This window comes from Rothia sp. HMSC062F03 (assembly GCF_001836905.1).
GTDB lineage: Bacteria > Actinomycetota > Actinomycetes > Actinomycetales > Micrococcaceae > Rothia > Rothia mucilaginosa_A.
On the sequence record NZ_KV830861.1, the window covers coordinates 92006 to 106050 of the forward strand.

Annotated in this window: 12 protein-coding genes; 10 read left to right on the forward strand and 2 right to left on the reverse strand. The window is 65.6% G+C overall.

What is annotated here, in order from left to right:
• The first annotated feature begins 89 nt into the window (after nucleotides 1–89).
• Nucleotides 90–845 carry an NUDIX hydrolase gene (locus tag HMPREF2674_RS00395; RefSeq protein WP_049343195.1) on the forward strand — a complete coding sequence of 252 codons (756 nt, stop codon included), beginning with the start codon at nucleotides 90–92 and terminating at the stop codon, nucleotides 843–845.
• 97 nt (nucleotides 846–942) lie between these two features.
• Here the strand turns inward: HMPREF2674_RS00395 and HMPREF2674_RS00400 are convergent, their stop codons facing one another.
• Complete coding sequence (locus tag HMPREF2674_RS00400) at nucleotides 943–2973, reverse strand: bifunctional 3'-5' exonuclease/DNA polymerase (RefSeq protein WP_070824533.1); 2031 nt, start codon at nucleotides 2971–2973, stop codon at nucleotides 943–945.
• Between the two features lie 385 nt (nucleotides 2974–3358).
• Between HMPREF2674_RS00400 and HMPREF2674_RS09460 the strand changes: the two genes are divergently transcribed.
• The 6 genes from HMPREF2674_RS09460 (at nucleotide 3359) to HMPREF2674_RS00430 (ending at nucleotide 8009) form a co-directional block, all read left to right on the forward strand.
• The gene (locus HMPREF2674_RS09460) at nucleotides 3359–3694 is read left to right on the forward strand and encodes a hypothetical protein (RefSeq protein ID WP_070824534.1); all 336 of its coding nucleotides are present in this window, start codon (nucleotides 3359–3361) and stop codon (nucleotides 3692–3694) included.
• A gap of 342 nt (nucleotides 3695–4036) precedes the next feature.
• Nucleotides 4037–5020 carry a TadA family conjugal transfer-associated ATPase gene (locus tag HMPREF2674_RS09465; RefSeq protein WP_239663126.1) on the forward strand — a complete coding sequence of 328 codons (984 nt, stop codon included), beginning with the start codon at nucleotides 4037–4039 and terminating at the stop codon, nucleotides 5018–5020.
• Nucleotides 5017–6225: a type II secretion system F family protein gene (locus tag HMPREF2674_RS09025; protein WP_084824400.1), complete on the forward strand. Its 1209-nt coding sequence runs from the start codon at nucleotides 5017–5019 to the stop codon at nucleotides 6223–6225. The genes HMPREF2674_RS09465 and HMPREF2674_RS09025 overlap by 4 nt, the downstream gene beginning before the upstream one ends.
• An 87-nt stretch (nucleotides 6226–6312) precedes the next feature.
• Nucleotides 6313–7002, forward strand: a complete 690-nt coding sequence (locus tag HMPREF2674_RS09470) for a DUF4244 domain-containing protein (protein ID WP_246826135.1) — start codon at nucleotides 6313–6315, stop codon at nucleotides 7000–7002.
• Nucleotides 7003–7081: 79 nt separating this feature from the next.
• Entirely contained in the window at nucleotides 7082–7549 is a 468-nt protein-coding gene (locus tag HMPREF2674_RS00425) for a TadE family type IV pilus minor pilin (protein WP_070824536.1), read from the forward strand.
• Entirely contained in the window at nucleotides 7497–8009 is a 513-nt protein-coding gene (locus HMPREF2674_RS00430) for an Rv3654c family TadE-like protein (protein ID WP_084824401.1), read from the forward strand. Before HMPREF2674_RS00425 ends, HMPREF2674_RS00430 begins: the two co-directional genes overlap by 53 nt.
• Nucleotides 8010–8038: 29 nt before the next feature.
• Here HMPREF2674_RS00430 and HMPREF2674_RS00435 read toward each other — a convergent pair whose 3' ends face one another.
• Nucleotides 8039–10786 (reverse strand): DEAD/DEAH box helicase, encoded by a 2748-nt coding sequence (locus HMPREF2674_RS00435; protein WP_084824402.1) that lies wholly within the window; start codon nucleotides 10784–10786, stop codon nucleotides 8039–8041.
• A gap of 166 nt (nucleotides 10787–10952) precedes the next feature.
• Between HMPREF2674_RS00435 and HMPREF2674_RS00440 the strand changes: the two genes are divergently transcribed.
• The 3 genes from HMPREF2674_RS00440 (at nucleotide 10953) to HMPREF2674_RS00450 (ending at nucleotide 13740) form a co-directional block, all read left to right on the forward strand.
• Nucleotides 10953–11864, forward strand: a complete 912-nt coding sequence (locus HMPREF2674_RS00440; RefSeq protein WP_070483548.1) for an oxygen-dependent tRNA uridine(34) hydroxylase TrhO — start codon at nucleotides 10953–10955, stop codon at nucleotides 11862–11864.
• On the forward strand, nucleotides 11864–12361 hold the full coding sequence (locus HMPREF2674_RS00445; RefSeq protein ID WP_070483550.1) for a GyrI-like domain-containing protein: 498 nt from the start codon (nucleotides 11864–11866) through the stop codon (nucleotides 12359–12361). The genes HMPREF2674_RS00440 and HMPREF2674_RS00445 overlap by 1 nt, the downstream gene beginning before the upstream one ends.
• A 275-nt stretch (nucleotides 12362–12636) precedes the next feature.
• Nucleotides 12637–13740: an LLM class flavin-dependent oxidoreductase gene (locus HMPREF2674_RS00450; protein ID WP_070824537.1), complete on the forward strand. Its 1104-nt coding sequence runs from the start codon at nucleotides 12637–12639 to the stop codon at nucleotides 13738–13740.
• The last annotated feature ends 305 nt before the right edge of the window (nucleotides 13741–14045 follow it).

Here is a 14045-nt window from a genome sequence, read left to right on the forward strand (position 1 = left end):
TGAAATCGCCGTAGACGGCCCGCACGGATAGCGCGAGCCATGGACGAGCACAACCCCACGCCTGCATACGATGCGGAGAGCAGCCAACTATGACCGTGACCAGCGGAACCGAGCACCCTGCCCGTGACCTTCTCGAGGCCCTCGCCAGCGGCGGGGTCGAATTTGACGTGGACGCCCTGCTACGCAGCGCCCCCGCCAGCCCCCTGAGCAAGGAGGCCGCCGTGCTGATTCTCTTCGGCGTGCTCGATGACTCGCCCTCCACGGGCGAATTCGAAGGATGCCCCGAGAACGTGGGTGCCGACCTGGACATGCTTCTGCTCGTGCGCGCCGCAACACTGCGCGCGCACGCCGGTCAGCCCGCCTTCCCCGGCGGGAAAATCGACCCCGAAGACTACGCGCTCGCCGAGTCCACGGGCGAACCGGTCGCACACATCGCCGCACTGCGCGAGGCCGTGGAGGAGACCGGCCTGGACCCCGCCGGCGTGCAGGTCCTCGGCCAGCTACGCACCCTGCCGCTTCCCATCAGCGACTTCATGGTCACCCCCGTCATCGGTTGGTGGAACAGCCCCGTGCCTGTCAGCGTGGTCGACCGCAACGAATCGGCCCTCATCGCGCGGGTTCCGGTGCGCGATCTGCTCAACCCCGCCAACCGGCACACCGCCTACATCAAACGCGGCCGCACCTCGCACCGCACCCCCGCCTTCGACGTGCGCATGCCCGGCGGTGAGGAGTTCACGGTGTGGGGATTCACCGCGATTTTGCTGGACCGCATCTTCGACTCGCTTGGCTGGACCGTGCCCTGGAACCGCAACGATCTACGTCCAGCACCCGGGTACGAGCCCTAAATCTACCGGCCGTATGGCGTGCCGGCCAGCCGGTGGAGCCAGCCGGTGGAAACGAACGCGGCCCCACCCCGCGGCGGCCCGCACAGCCCGCCGCGGGTTATTTACCTTCGGAGTAATCGTGCACGTGGTGCACCGAGACGGGAAAATCCACCGGGACCCTGCCGAAAAGCAGACGCGCCGCCTCCGCCGCACACTCGCGCACGATGCGAGCCACGCGCTCGGCCTCCAGCTCCGGGCCGCACAGCAGCAGCTCATCGTGCAGAAAATAGACGATGCGGGTGCGCATGGGCATGCCGAAAATCGTCTCCGTCAGCAGGCGGGTGCGCACCGAACCCATCCAGCACAGCGCCCACTCCGCGGCGGTTCCCTGAACAATAAAGTTGCGGGTCATGCGGCCGTGAGCACGCGCGGTCGACACCGCATGCGATTCGGCCGCCGGCGAGGAACGATCCGCCACAATCTCGCGAAAACGATCGCTCACCGGTGGTGAAGTGCGCCCCAGAAAAGTCGTCACCTGACCGCCCGCCTCACCGATGCGCGCCGCCCGCTCCGTGAACTCCATGGCCTGCGGGAAGAGGGCCGCAACGTGCGGAAGAAGCGCCCCAATCTCGCCGCTGCGTCCGCCGTACATGATGGCGAGCATGCCCACCTTGGCGTGGGCGCGCTCCGTCAGACCCACGCCCTTGAGACGAGCCAACTCGGCGATGCCGGCGTACAGGTCGGCCCCTCGTCCAGCCGATGCAAGCGCCTCATCCCGGCTGAGGGCCGCCAGGATGCGCGGCTCAATCTGCGAGCCGTCCGTCACCGTCAGAATCTGCCCCTCGGGGGCCTGAATTGCCTGCCGAATCTCGGCGGGAAGCTGCAGGGCACCGCCGCCCGAAGCGCCCCAGCGCCCGGTCGCGGCCCCGCCCACCTCGAGGTGCGGGCGGAAAGCGCCCTCAGAAACCCAGGTGTCGGACCACGTCCAGCCGTTGGCGGTCCAGATGCGGTACAGCTTCTTGTAGCGCAGAATCGGTTCAATGAGGGCCTGCCGCTTCTGCCGCTGCGAGGGCACGGCCTTCGCCCAGCTCTTGAGCTCCCAGGACCGGGTCGACGTCACCGAGGCACCCGCCGACTGCAGGGCGTGCAGAAGCTCCTGCGGTGAGTCGGGGTTAAGCGTGGGCATGAACAGCATACGCTGGATCTCTTCGACCAGCTCCTGCATCTTTTGTGGGCGTTGGCCGGGCTCGGGCCGGGGGCCCAGTAGTTCCTGCAGGTGTTCGTGGTGAGCCCTCACGTTAAAGGGGATGCCGTAGTACCCGATTTCGGCAGCGACGAGGGCGCCCGCCGATTCGGCCGCCGCCAGCAATCGCAGACGTTCGGGATGCTTCGAGGAGCTGATGGCCCGCGCCTGGGCCAGCCATTCGCCCATGAGGGCGCGCACGACGGGGTGTTCCGGCAAAAGACGGACGGGCCCGGCCGAAAGCTGTGCCTCGAAGGGCTCGTGAGGCGCTGGCTCAAGAAGATCGTGGGTCCCCGAGGCCTGCGCGGGATTCTTTGCGGAAGCACCGGCTGAACCGGCGTTCTTCTGAGCGGCACCGCTCAGGAAATCCGCGCCGAATAGTTCCTCCTGCCCCTGAATTTGGCGGGCCACCGGCAGGTATCCCTGGGGCTCTAGAGCCTCGGTGAGCTCCGAGAGGTCCAGCTCGGTTTCGTAGCTGACAAAGCGGCTGGGATGCGTGGCTGCGGTCCGCAGAATACGCTGCACGAGCCGCAGATCGTAGCACTGGTGCACGCGCACCCCGCGCCGCAATAGCAGGGGTGCGATGTGGCGGGTATCGGCCCAGATCCAGCGCGGGGGGCGGCGGTCCGGGGACTGCTCGGCCCTCCGCTCAACCTCGCGCACGTAGGCCGCCAGGTTTGCGGCGCTGACCCGGTCTGCGCGCAGAATCTGCGGAATGAAGGAAGGGTCGGCCAGCTGCTCGGCGGTGGGGTCTTCGTAGTGGAAAGCTCCCCAGGACGTCACCGGGCTCTCCGCCCGGCCGCGCACGGGCACGCCCGCCGCAATGCGGGCGGTGACGGGCTGATTCGCGGTGCCGGTGCGGGCCGTGATGTCCGCACCGGTGGCGGGGCTGAGGAGGATGTACATAGTTCCATTATCGGTGACGACCGGGCACGGGCCGTGACGGGGCGTCGAACCTGTGGATAGCAGGAGCGGCTGAGCGGCTGAAGGGGTTGTGCGAGGCTGGGGGCGCTGTGCGAGGCCGGGATGCCGTGTGAGACAGGGGTGCCGTGCGAAACGGGGGGCGGGTCTTGAAGCGGGTGAGTTTTGGAGTAAGCGAGTTTTGGGGCGGACGACTCTGAGGTCGTGCGGTTTTCGCGTTTCGTCATAAAGCCGTCGGAACGGGGGCTGAGCGGCTGAGAAGAGGCAAAAATGCCCTGTGGATAACGGATTTTGCGGGGTTTAAGCCGGAATTATCCACAGAACGATTGTTCTATATTTGGGGGTTTTCCTCTCGTGGTGTGATGAAGCCATGAAGACCACCGACCAGCTACAGAACCCGCAGCGCACCCTACTCGCTGACCCGCCGCGCACCCTACTCGCTGACCCGCCGCGCGTGAGGGCGCAGATTCCTCCGCGGGAGTCGGAACAGGGCCTTGCCCCCACACCGCCCGCTGGGGCGCCTCACGGGGTGCCTATGCCTAGCGGGGTGTCTGCCGGAGCGAGCGTTTCCGCGCTGATGGTGCCCGAAGACTACCGGGCCCGCGCCGTGGCCGTACAGGCGAGGGAGCGCATCCTGCGTTCCCCGGAATTGAGCTCCCTCGCGCTCGACGGAGCCGCGGCCTTTAATGGGCCCTCATCGGCGTAGCCCTTCTTCGAGTCGCCGTTGCGTCCTCTCCTCGAGGGGGTCGTGGAGGAGGTTATCGCCGAGATAGACGGAGCCCCGCCGCCCGGTGCGCTCCCGGGGTCGTCCCGGGTAGCCCCCGGGCTCCTGTCTCGCTTTATGCCCCGGGTCCTCTCGGGTACCCCATCCCTGCGGAGAAAGCCGGGGAAGCTGCCGGGCGTTTTTACTGCACATCCCGCAGGTCCGCGCGCTGCCGGACGGGGGACCGCCCCGTGGAGCTACCCCAGCGTCGAACACGTACCCGTCGACCGAGAACTGGCTCTGCGCTACCTGGGGTCTGAGCTCTACGGGTTTGGCGCGCTCGATTTGCTCCTCGAAGCGGGGGAAAAACTCGGCGCCGCCATCACCGATATCTACGTGAACTCACCCTGCGATATTTGGGCGGGCATCGGTGGTGAGGTTCGCCCCGTCGCCCTGAGCCTCGGCAACGAGCAGCGAGTGCGTGCCCTGGCCGAGCGCCTTATTCGCCGCCGCGGTGGGCAACTGGATACCGCGCACCCGGCTGCCGACGTCAGCGATGAGGTGGGTCGACGCATCCACGCCATCATTCCGCCCCTGAGCGAGCGCACCCGCCTGTCCATCCGATTGCCGGCAAGGGAACGCCCTGGCCTAAACCGCCTCGTCAGCGTCGGATTGTGCGATGCCGCAACCGCCGACTACCTGCGTCGCATGGTGGCCGAGCGCCGTGGATTCGTCATTAGCGGCGGTACGGGAACCGGTAAGACGACGCTCCTCAACGCCCTGCTGGGGCTGTGTGAACCGGCCGAGCGCATCGTCATTCTGGAGGACACCCCGGAGCTCGCCCCCGAACACGAGCAGGTCGTTGCCCTTAGAACCCGAGCCGCGAATTCAGAGGGTGCGGGCGCTATCGGCCTGGGCGAACTCATCGTGCAAGCCCTGCGCATGGGCCCGGACCGCCTGGTGGTGGGGGAGTGCCGCGGGGCGGAGGTGGTGCACCTGCTGACCGCCATGAACACCGGTCACCGCGGTGCCGGGACCACGCTGCACGCCAATAGCGCCGAGGCGGTGCCTCGCCGACTGATTGCCCTGGGCGCGCTCGCGGGCCTGGATTATAGAACGGTTGCTCTGCATACGGTGACGGCTTTTGAGCGCATTATTCACCTCGAGCAGCAGGGCGGCCGCCGCCGCATTGAGGGCGTGTATAGCCTGCACGTTGAGGGGCCCGAAGAGCGGTTGCGGGTGCGGAGGATTCCCATTAATCCGGAGCCCGGTCGAGGGGTAGCCCCGTCGGAGTCAGCCGGAGGCGTCCGGGAAAGGGGGAGAACATGAGAGCCGCACGAACCGCATCGCTGAACCTGCGGGAGCGCTGGAAGAATCGCCGCCCCGGCGTAGCGGATGCCGAAGAGATGCGCGTGTGGCCGCTCGTGTTGCGTTCCCTGGCCCTCAACCTGCGGTCGGGAATGAGTCTGCACGAGGCGGTGCAATCCCTCTCGTACCCCGAAGAGCACCCACGGATCGGTGAAGATATTCGCCGGTTTATCCGGGCTCTGGAGACCGCCGCGGCCTGGGGACTATCGCCGCATCTGGCTTGCGAACAGGTTCTTGACGAGGACGAACGCAGCCTGAGACCTCACAGCCGAGAACGCCTGCGCGACCTGTCCCTCAGCCTGCGCATGAGCGAAAACGCCGGAGCGCCCCTGGCCACCAGTCTGGAGCGGGCCGCCGAGCACGCCGAGGAACGTATCGATGCGCTCCTGGGACGGCAGAGCGCGCTGGCGGCGCCTCGAGCTACCGGTCGAATCCTCTCGTGGCTACCGCTCATCGGGCTGGGACTGGGAATGTTGATGGGCGGCGATCCGCTGGGCGTGCTTACCGGCTCGGTGGCCGGTGCCCTCGCGGGCTTGCTCGGATTCGCCCTGGCTTTTATCGGGCGAGGATGGACGGCCCGGCTGGTGCGCCGGGCCGAGGAGGAGAGTGAGGGCAGGAGCTCCCCGGCCGCTCAGCCCGTCCGACTCGGTGGGCACCTCGCGAGGGAACCGACCGGTCGTGAGGCTCGACGCTTCGGCTCTTTGGGGCACGCGTCTTTGGGGCACACGGAAGCCTGCGCTCCACCCGGAGTGGACACGGCTCTCATGTTGGAGCTGCTCGCCGCGCAGCTGAGGGCCGGGCTCTCGCCACTTTCGGCCCTGACGGCTCTCGCCGAGGCCCTGAACAGCGGGCAACTGCGAGCGATATGCCGCCGACTGCAGATGGGAGCCACCTGGGAGGCGGCCTGGGCCGGAACCGCCACGGGAAGCTGGGGTCCGCTGAGGGACGCACTCGCCCCGGCCTACACCGCCGGTAGCCCGAGCGCGCCCCTGCTCAGGGCCCTCGCCGACGCGCAACGCCTGAGTGAGCGTCGCGCCGCGGAGCGGGCCGCCGGAAAACTTTCGGTTGCCCTGGTCGTGCCCCTCGGACTCTGCTCCCTACCGGCATTCATCTGCCTGGGCATCGTGCCCATCCTCATTTCGCTCCTGCCGACCCTCACCGGGTAGGTCCCGCGAGAACGATCCCACATTCTCGCGCCGAGTTGAACGAACCGCTCGGTGCGCAATCCCAAATACCTTGAGAAAGGAAGACCAATGACGAACATTCTGACCCCCACCTACCCCGAACGACGTGGAGAGAACGAAGCCGACCGCTACGAGGCGGAGGCTGCCCAGACTATCCTCGGGCCCGTGCCGCTCTCGGTTGCCATCGCCACGACCCTCAAACAATTGCGCGAGGAATGTGCGGACCTCTTCGACGGGGATGAATTGCCCGATACGAAGGCCCCCAAGATTACCCTGCCCGGCGCCTCGAGCGAGGCCCCGATGGGGCTCCCGCAGGAGCTGGCTCGGCGCGAAGAACGCGTTCTGAATATTGCCCGTGCCCTGGCCGAGGGATGCACCCTAGACTCCTGTGGCCCCACCTGCTGCGCGCTGGGTTGCGCGCATGAGGAGGATGAAGAGGGCGGCGCGCTCGCTATGGGAGATGGGACTGAGCCCGCTGAACCGACCGGGTGTTACGGGACTTCATGCGGGGACGAACCGCTCGAGCTCTCCACCACTCTCGGTGCTGCGGAGCGTGAAACGCACGAAGCCGAACGTTACGCCCCCGCCGGTGACGTGGAGGAGGGTGCATCCACCGCGGAGTACGGAATCGTCATGCTTGCGGCGGTCGGTTTCGCGGGGCTGCTGGTGGTCATCCTCAAATCGGACGAGGTGCGTTCAATGCTCCTGGACATCGTGCGTAACGCCCTCTCGATTGCGGGAAACACGGGCCTGCTATAGGGCTATAAGATATTGGGCCAGGCCTAATTATGACCGGTAGAAACACCTGGAATATCAGTACAGAAAGGAGGAATAAAGAATGACTGTTCGTGTCATTTTGGGTAGTGCTGTGGGTAGGTCTCGGAGGCGCAACCCTCGGCCCGAGGAACTGGGCTCCGTAACCGCCGAGTTCGCGGTGGCCCTGCCCGCCGTGACCGCGGTGCTCGCCCTCTGCCTGGGGGCAGCCTCCACCGGCGTGGCCCAGGTAAAGCTGGAAGAATCGGCCCGGGCGGCGGCCCGTGCAGCCGCCCGGGGCGACTCGGAAGCCGAGATTCGTGCGGTCGTCGGACGCATCGACCCGGCGCAGAGCGTGCAGGTGAGCGCGGCGAACGGGGAGCCTGGTGAGGTCTCGCAGGTGCAGGTCGTGGTGACCCGCCCCGCTCCCGGCGTTATCGGCTCCGCGACGGGATGGACCCTGCGAGCCGAGGCTCACGCCCGACAGGAAGGAGGCATCGATGAACCGGAAGAACCGGGAGGGCACAGCGCCGACTCTGGCGACCCCGGCTAGGGTGGGCGACCCGGTATCCGCGGGGTCCCGGGAGGAGGGCAGCGGCACAGTTCTCGCGTTGGGCATCGTGGCCGTTCTGCTGATTATGACGGTGACTGTGGCCGGACTCATCGGGGCGGTTTCCGCCAACCGACGGGCCTCCTCCGCAGCCGATCTCAGCGCCCTGGCCGCGGCGGACGCCTACAGGGGTCTTGCCTCCGGAGACCCCTGCGAGGTGGCCAAGGAATGGGCCGTCAAGAACGGTGCCCGGCTGGAGGCGTGCATCTTCCCGGACCGACCCGAAACCGTGGAGGTGACGGTCGCAGTGCCGGTCAGCGGCCCGATGAGCGTGCTGGGCCCGGCGAGAGCGCGAGCCCGGGCGGGAGCCGCGCACCCGCTGGGGGAGCACGCCCCGGAAGTGCCCGAGGTTGAGGACCCTCCCGATGAGATGCCCGCGGAGGAAGCTCCACCGACGGGCTGAGCTTCGGGAGTCTAGCCCTCGACGGCTTTCTAATCCCTGGCGACTATCCCGGGAGTCGCCCCCTCTTCCGTATCGGTGCTTCCGTCGATGCTCTTCAGCATGGTCCTCAGCAGGGCCATCGCGCCGGCCTTGCTGAGGGGCTCGTTGCGGTTACCGCACTTGGGCGAGTGTACGCAGGAGGGGCACCCCTGCTCGCATCCGCAGCTTTCGATGGCCTCGAGGGTGGCGCTCAGCCACCGCCGAACCGCGTTGAAGCCGCGCTCGCTGATGCCCGCACCGCCCGGCGCGGCATCGTAAACGAAGATCGTGGGCTGGCCGGTATCGACGTGGTAGAGCGTGGAGAGCCCTCCCAGATCCCAGCGATCGCTGGTGGCGATGAGGGGCAGCAGGCCGATGGCGGCGTGCTCGGCGGCATGCAGGGTGCCCGGGCCGTCCTCTTCGGTCACTCCGGCCCCGAAGAGGTAGCTGGGCTCGAACGTGAACCAGACGGCTTCGGTGATGAGCACCTCCGGTGGCATGGGCATGGGCTCGTTACCCAGGTGCTCACCGCCGTAGACCGAGAAACGTTTGTAGCCGGTCACCTGGTTGGTGACCTGAACCTGGCCGCGGTGCATCGTGAGGACGGTGTCGGAACTTTCGCCGGGGCCTACGCTGCGGGCCTCCTCGAAGCGTACGCGCGCCCGCTCGGCGAGCACTCGCACCTCGGTGGTTTCGATAGCTCGCGTGTAGAAGTCCGGGTTGGCGCGGCTGAGCAGAATCACGCGCTCGTCCTCGCTGAGGGATTCGACCACGTAGAGAACGTTCTGGTGAATATATACCGCTCCGGGGTGCCCCTGACTCATGGCGTGTGCGGCGTCCATGGTGCCGACCAGGGTGCCGTCTTCGGCGTCGATGAGCTGGTAGGGTCCGCCACCGGTTCCGCGGATGTCGACCAGGTCGGCGGCAGACTCGGCGTGCGTCCAGTACCAGCCGTCGGCGCGGCGGCGCAGGTACCCCTGCTGCACCAGGCGATCCAGGAGCGCCTCGGTGTGCGGGCCGAAAAGGTTCAGCTCCTCAACGCGGATGGGGGCCTCCTGGGCGGCCGCACAGAGCTGAGGGGAGAGCACATAGGGGTTGGTCGGGTCGAAAACGGTGGCTTCAACGTCCTGCCCAAAAATCGCCTCCGGGTGGTGCACCAGGTAGGTATCGAGCGGGTTGTCGTCGGCGATGAGAACGGCGAGCGCGTCCTGGCCGCCTCGTCCGGCTCTGCCGATGCGCTGGGTAAAGGATGCGCGGGTGCCGGGCCAGCCGGCCACGATGACCGCGTCCAGCCCGGAAATGTCGATACCCAGCTCCAGTGCGGAGGTGCTGGCCAGGCCCAGCAGCTCGCCGTTGCGGAGCCTGCGTTCGAGTTCGCGGCGCTCTTCGGGGGTGTATCCTGCCCGGTACGCGGCGACACGGTGGGCGAGGCCGGGCTCAACTTCGTCGAGGTAGCGTTGGGTCTTCTGTGAGAGGACCTCCACGCTGCGACGGGAGCCCGCAAAGACCAGCGAGCGGGTGCGCGATAGCACCAGGTCGGTGAGCATCTGCGCACCCTGCTCGATGGGGGAGAGGCGGCGCGGGGCGTTCTGTTCGGCTTCGGATTTGAGGGCCTCCTGCTGGGTGCTGCGGGCACCGGCGGCCAGGCGGTCGGTTGCTGCGGGCGGGAGTAGCTCGGGTTCCCAGAGCACCACCGCAGTCTCGCCGCGGGCGGCCGTGGATTCGGTGATGGCGGTGACCGCCCGCTGCGGCACGCCAATGAGCTTGGCGAAGGACTCGACCGGGTTGGAGCTGGTGGCCGAGGCGCCGTAGAACACGGGCACGCTGCGGTAACGGGCGCAGACGCGCCGTAGACGGCGCATCAGATTGGCGATGTGCGCGCCGAAGACCCCTCGATAGCTGTGGGCCTCGTCGAGCACCACGTAGCGCAGCCCGCGCAGGAAGGAGGCCCACTGCCGGTGGTTGCTCAGAATCGAGTAGTTGAGCATGTCCGGGGTGGTGAGGATGAAGTTGGCGTGCTCGCGAATCCAGCGGCGTTCGCCGGTGTGGGTGTCCCCGTCGTAGCTGGCCGGGTAAAGCCCGGGAAGATTGTAGGAGGTGAGGGCGGTGAGTTGGTCTGCGGAGAGTGCCTTCGCCGGAGAAATATAAAGAATATTCGCTCTATTATTAAGGTTCTCAGTCCCGGAATACGCGGAAGTTGAGCTCACCGGTTCGCCGCACGAAGCTCGGTAAACGGCGTCCAGCGTGGGCATCAGGTAGCTCAGGGTCTTGCCCGATGCCGTGCCCGTGGCAACGATAACGTGCCCGCTGCTACCCGGTCCCTCCGCGTGCGCGCGACCCGGCGCGGACATCTGGTCGCCGGGCGAAGCTGTGGGGTGCCCGCTCCGCCAGCCGTAGCGGGCGGCGCTCGCCTCCAGGGCGGCGTCAAGACCGGCGTGGGCCGCCTGCGCGGCGGCGGCCTGGTGAGCGTATGGCTCCGAAATGCCGAGAGATTCGAAGGCCTCCACCACGCGCGGATGCATCCACTGCGGCCAGGGGGCGTGCTCCGCCTCGCGGGCCGGGATGGTGTGCACGTGGGTGATCTGCTCGGGCAGGGCGGAGGCGGGCGACAGCTCGGGGAGGAGGGCGCTCAGAGCCTGCTGAGTGGCGTTTGGAAGGTCGCCGAGGCGGCGGGGAACGCCGGGTGCCGCCGGTGGGCCCGAACGGTCTACATTCGCGGATTGGGGGTCTGCGGGGTGATGAGCTGCGTGCTGGGGCATGGCTTCAATTGTAGGTCTCGGCTCGCGCGCGAACTCCCTCGTTCGTTACGGGCCCATCCGTCTTCAGTCGGGGGCGTTCCGGGGTATCGGGCGTATTTTTGTGCCGAGGGTTCGCACGCATCAAGGATTCTGTATGTATTGGGGTATCGCACGTTAAAATAGTTTCGTGGCTCAAAATAAGATTATTCTGTATTACCAGTTCGCCCCCATCGCCGACCCGCAGGCGGTCATGCTCTGGCAGCGTGCCCTCTGCGAGAAGCTCGGCCTGCGCGGGCGCATCCTGATTTCCAAGCACGGCATTAACGGCACCCTCGGCGGCGAGATTAACGCGGTCAAGGCGTACACCAAGGAAACCCGCAAGTACCCCGGCTTCAAGAACATGGAGTTCAAGTGGTCCGAGGGTGGTGCGGAGGATTTCCCCCGCCTGTCCGTGAAGGCTCGCGACGAGATTGTGGCTTTCGGCGCTCCCGACGAGCTGCAGGTGGACGAGAACGGCGTCGTTGGCGGCGGCGTGCACCTGAAGCCCGAAGAGGTCAACAAGCTCGTTGAAGAGCGCGGCGACGAGGTGGTCTTCTTCGACGGCCGTAATGCCTTCGAAGCGAAGATCGGCAAGTTCAAGAACGCCATTGTCCCCGACGTGCGCACCACCCACGACTTCATCCGCGAGATTGAGTCCGGCAAGTACGACGACCTCAAGGACAAGCCGGTCGTCACCTACTGCACCGGCGGGATCCGCTGCGAGATTCTCTCCGCGCTCATGAAGAACCGCGGCTTCAAGGAAATCTACCAGATCGACGGCGGCATCGTGCGTTACGGCGAGAAGTACGGCGACAAGGAACTGTGGGAAGGCTCGCTCTACGTCTTCGACAAGCGCATGCACATGGAGTTCACCCCGGACACCGTCACCATCGGCAAGTGCGAACAGTGCGGCGCCCCCTCGAACAAGTTCGAGAACTGCTCCAACGATTCCTGCCGTGAGCTGGTTCTGCTCTGCCCCGAGTGCGCAGCTGATGATGCGAAGCGCCACTGCGTGCCCGAGTGCTCGGTGGACCGCGAAGCCGCCGAGGTGAGGGCCTAATGGCCTCCGCCAAGGAGAACGCGGTTCAGATTTCAGAGCCCCGCGTTGAGGAACACCCGGCGATGGTCGTTGCCGGCGTTTCGCGGGTGTTTTCCCTGGATGAGGACTTCTCCCCGCTGTGGGATGAGCTGAATCAGAAGGCCTCCCCGGCAATGCTGGACGTTCTGAATGTGACCCAGTACCTGGGCGTGTGCACTCAGCCGAACCCGAAGGGTCAGGTCCGCTACACGGCGGGCTTCCTGGTGTCGGAGCCGGCGAGCGCGGTGAAGCTCGGCCTGGGCGTGCTGGAGCTGCCTGCGAGCACCTATGCGGTGGTCGAGGTGACCGGCTCGATTTCGGAGTCCATTCCGGCTGGCTTTGCGAGCTTTGAGGAGGCGTTCTTCGCGAAGAACCCGCAGTACCGCCCGGTTGGTGGCCTGGAGGTTTACGGCCGCGGCGATATGCAGGCGGCTGATTACCGTATGGAACTGTGGGTTCCGCTGGCGAAGCGTTCCTAATGTAGCTTGTTTCTGCGGTTATAGTTGCAGTTTTTAGCTGTTGAGTAGAAGAGCCCGGTGGCGTGATGTGTTCGCGCCACCGGGCTTTTCTGCGCCCTTTTGTGGCCTATATTTTGTGCTCCGGAGTGGGTGACACGTGCGGCGAAAGCGGGGGAGCGGTGCTCTGGGCGTAATACTCCGAAACAAAATACTTGACATGTAAAGTATCTGGGTTTAGATTTAAATCACCAGCCCGGCACTACACGAACCCGAGCGCAACTCGCTAAGGAAAAACAATGAGCACCCCCACCAACCCCGGCACCCCGCAATTCGATCCGCAGCTCGACGAGTCCATCCGCATCAGCCATCTCGAACCCAAGGCTGGCACCGAAAAGAAGCTCGGCTTCCTCTCCTTCGGCCACTGGGCTGAGGTTCCCGGCTCCCGCGTACCGAATGCCGCAGAATCTCTACACCAGGCAATCGACCTCGCCGTAGGCGCCGAAGACATCGGGCTGGACGGCGCGTTCTTCCGCGTGCACCACTTCGACCAGCAGCAGGCAACCCCCTACCCGCTACTCTCCGCCATCGCCGCGAAGACTGAACGCATCGAGCTGGGCACCGGCGTGATTGACATGCGCTACGAAAACCCGCTCTACATGGCGGAACTCGCCGCCATGGCTGACCTCATCGCGGCGGGCCGACTGCAGCTCGGTGTCTCCCGCGGTTCGCCCGAATCCGTGATTCGCGGTTTTGAGAGCTTCGGCTACTACCCGGCAGAGGGTGAAAACGAGAGCGACATGGCGCGCCGTCACCTCGACATCTTCCTCAAGGCAATCGAGGGTGAGGGTATGGCACCCAGCGCTCGCGTTCCCGGCAAGTACGCCCCCGTCCAGCCGCAGTCGCCGGGCCTGCGTGACCGCATCTGGTGGGGCGCGGGCACCGATAGCACCGCCGTGTGGACCGCGCAGAAGGGCCTGAACCTCATGTCTTCGACTCTGATGCTTGAAGATAAGGGTATTCCCTTCGACCAGCAGCAGGCGCAGCAGATTCGCCTCTTCCGCTCCGAGTGGGTGAAGGCGGGTAACTCGGGTGTTCCGCGTGTTTCGGTCTCCCGCTCGGTGCTGCCGGTGATTGATGAGACCTCAGCGCGCTACTTCGGTCGCCGCGCCGCGGAGGATTCACAGGATTACACCGGCATTATCGACAACAGCTTCTCTCGCTTTGGCCGTAGCTACATTGGTGACCCGGCGGAGATTGCCGAGGAGCTCGCTCGTGACGAGGCGGTTCAGGCAGCGGACACCGTGCTGCTGACCGTACCGAACCAGCTGGGCGTGGACTTCAATCTGAAGATGCTGGATGCCATCGTCAAGGAAATCAAGCCCGCGCTGACCACCAAGTAAATATCATAAAATTATTGAATTTATTGGTTATTTTAGAAATATTTATTGGTAAATAAATAGGGTGCAGAACGGTGTAAAAACAGCATGCTGTCTGGGTGTATCGTCCACGTGTAAGTTTGCGCTTTATTCCCTAAACTAATTTTCATTATGAAGATCGCCCCCGGAGCTATGATTCCGGGGGCGATCTGTGTGCTATCGGGCTATTTGAATCCGCATGTGAGGGTTGAGAATATGTGGGGTCGGGGCACATCCTATCGAGGCGCATCCTAGGTGGAAGGTCTGTTGCCTTGCGTCCTGAACCTTTC

Excerpts from the sequence above, each read along its gene's own strand:
- HMPREF2674_RS00395 (WP_049343195.1), top strand. The coding sequence starts at position 90 with ATGACCGTGACCAGCGGAACCGAGCACCCTGCCCGTGACCTTCTCGAG.
- HMPREF2674_RS00400 (WP_070824533.1), bottom strand. The coding sequence starts at position 2,973 with ATGTACATCCTCCTCAGCCCCGCCACCGGTGCGGACATCACGGCCCGC.
- HMPREF2674_RS09460 (WP_070824534.1), top strand. The coding sequence starts at position 3,359 with ATGAAGACCACCGACCAGCTACAGAACCCGCAGCGCACCCTACTCGCT.
- HMPREF2674_RS09025 (WP_084824400.1), top strand. The coding sequence starts at position 5,017 with ATGAGAGCCGCACGAACCGCATCGCTGAACCTGCGGGAGCGCTGGAAG.
- HMPREF2674_RS09470 (WP_246826135.1), top strand. The coding sequence starts at position 6,313 with ATGACGAACATTCTGACCCCCACCTACCCCGAACGACGTGGAGAGAAC.
- HMPREF2674_RS00425 (WP_070824536.1), top strand. The coding sequence starts at position 7,082 with ATGACTGTTCGTGTCATTTTGGGTAGTGCTGTGGGTAGGTCTCGGAGG.
- HMPREF2674_RS00430 (WP_084824401.1), top strand. The coding sequence starts at position 7,497 with ATGAACCGGAAGAACCGGGAGGGCACAGCGCCGACTCTGGCGACCCCG.
- HMPREF2674_RS00435 (WP_084824402.1), bottom strand. The coding sequence starts at position 10,786 with ATGCCCCAGCACGCAGCTCATCACCCCGCAGACCCCCAATCCGCGAAT.
- HMPREF2674_RS00445 (WP_070483550.1), top strand. The coding sequence starts at position 11,864 with ATGGCCTCCGCCAAGGAGAACGCGGTTCAGATTTCAGAGCCCCGCGTT.
- HMPREF2674_RS00450 (WP_070824537.1), top strand. The coding sequence starts at position 12,637 with ATGAGCACCCCCACCAACCCCGGCACCCCGCAATTCGATCCGCAGCTC.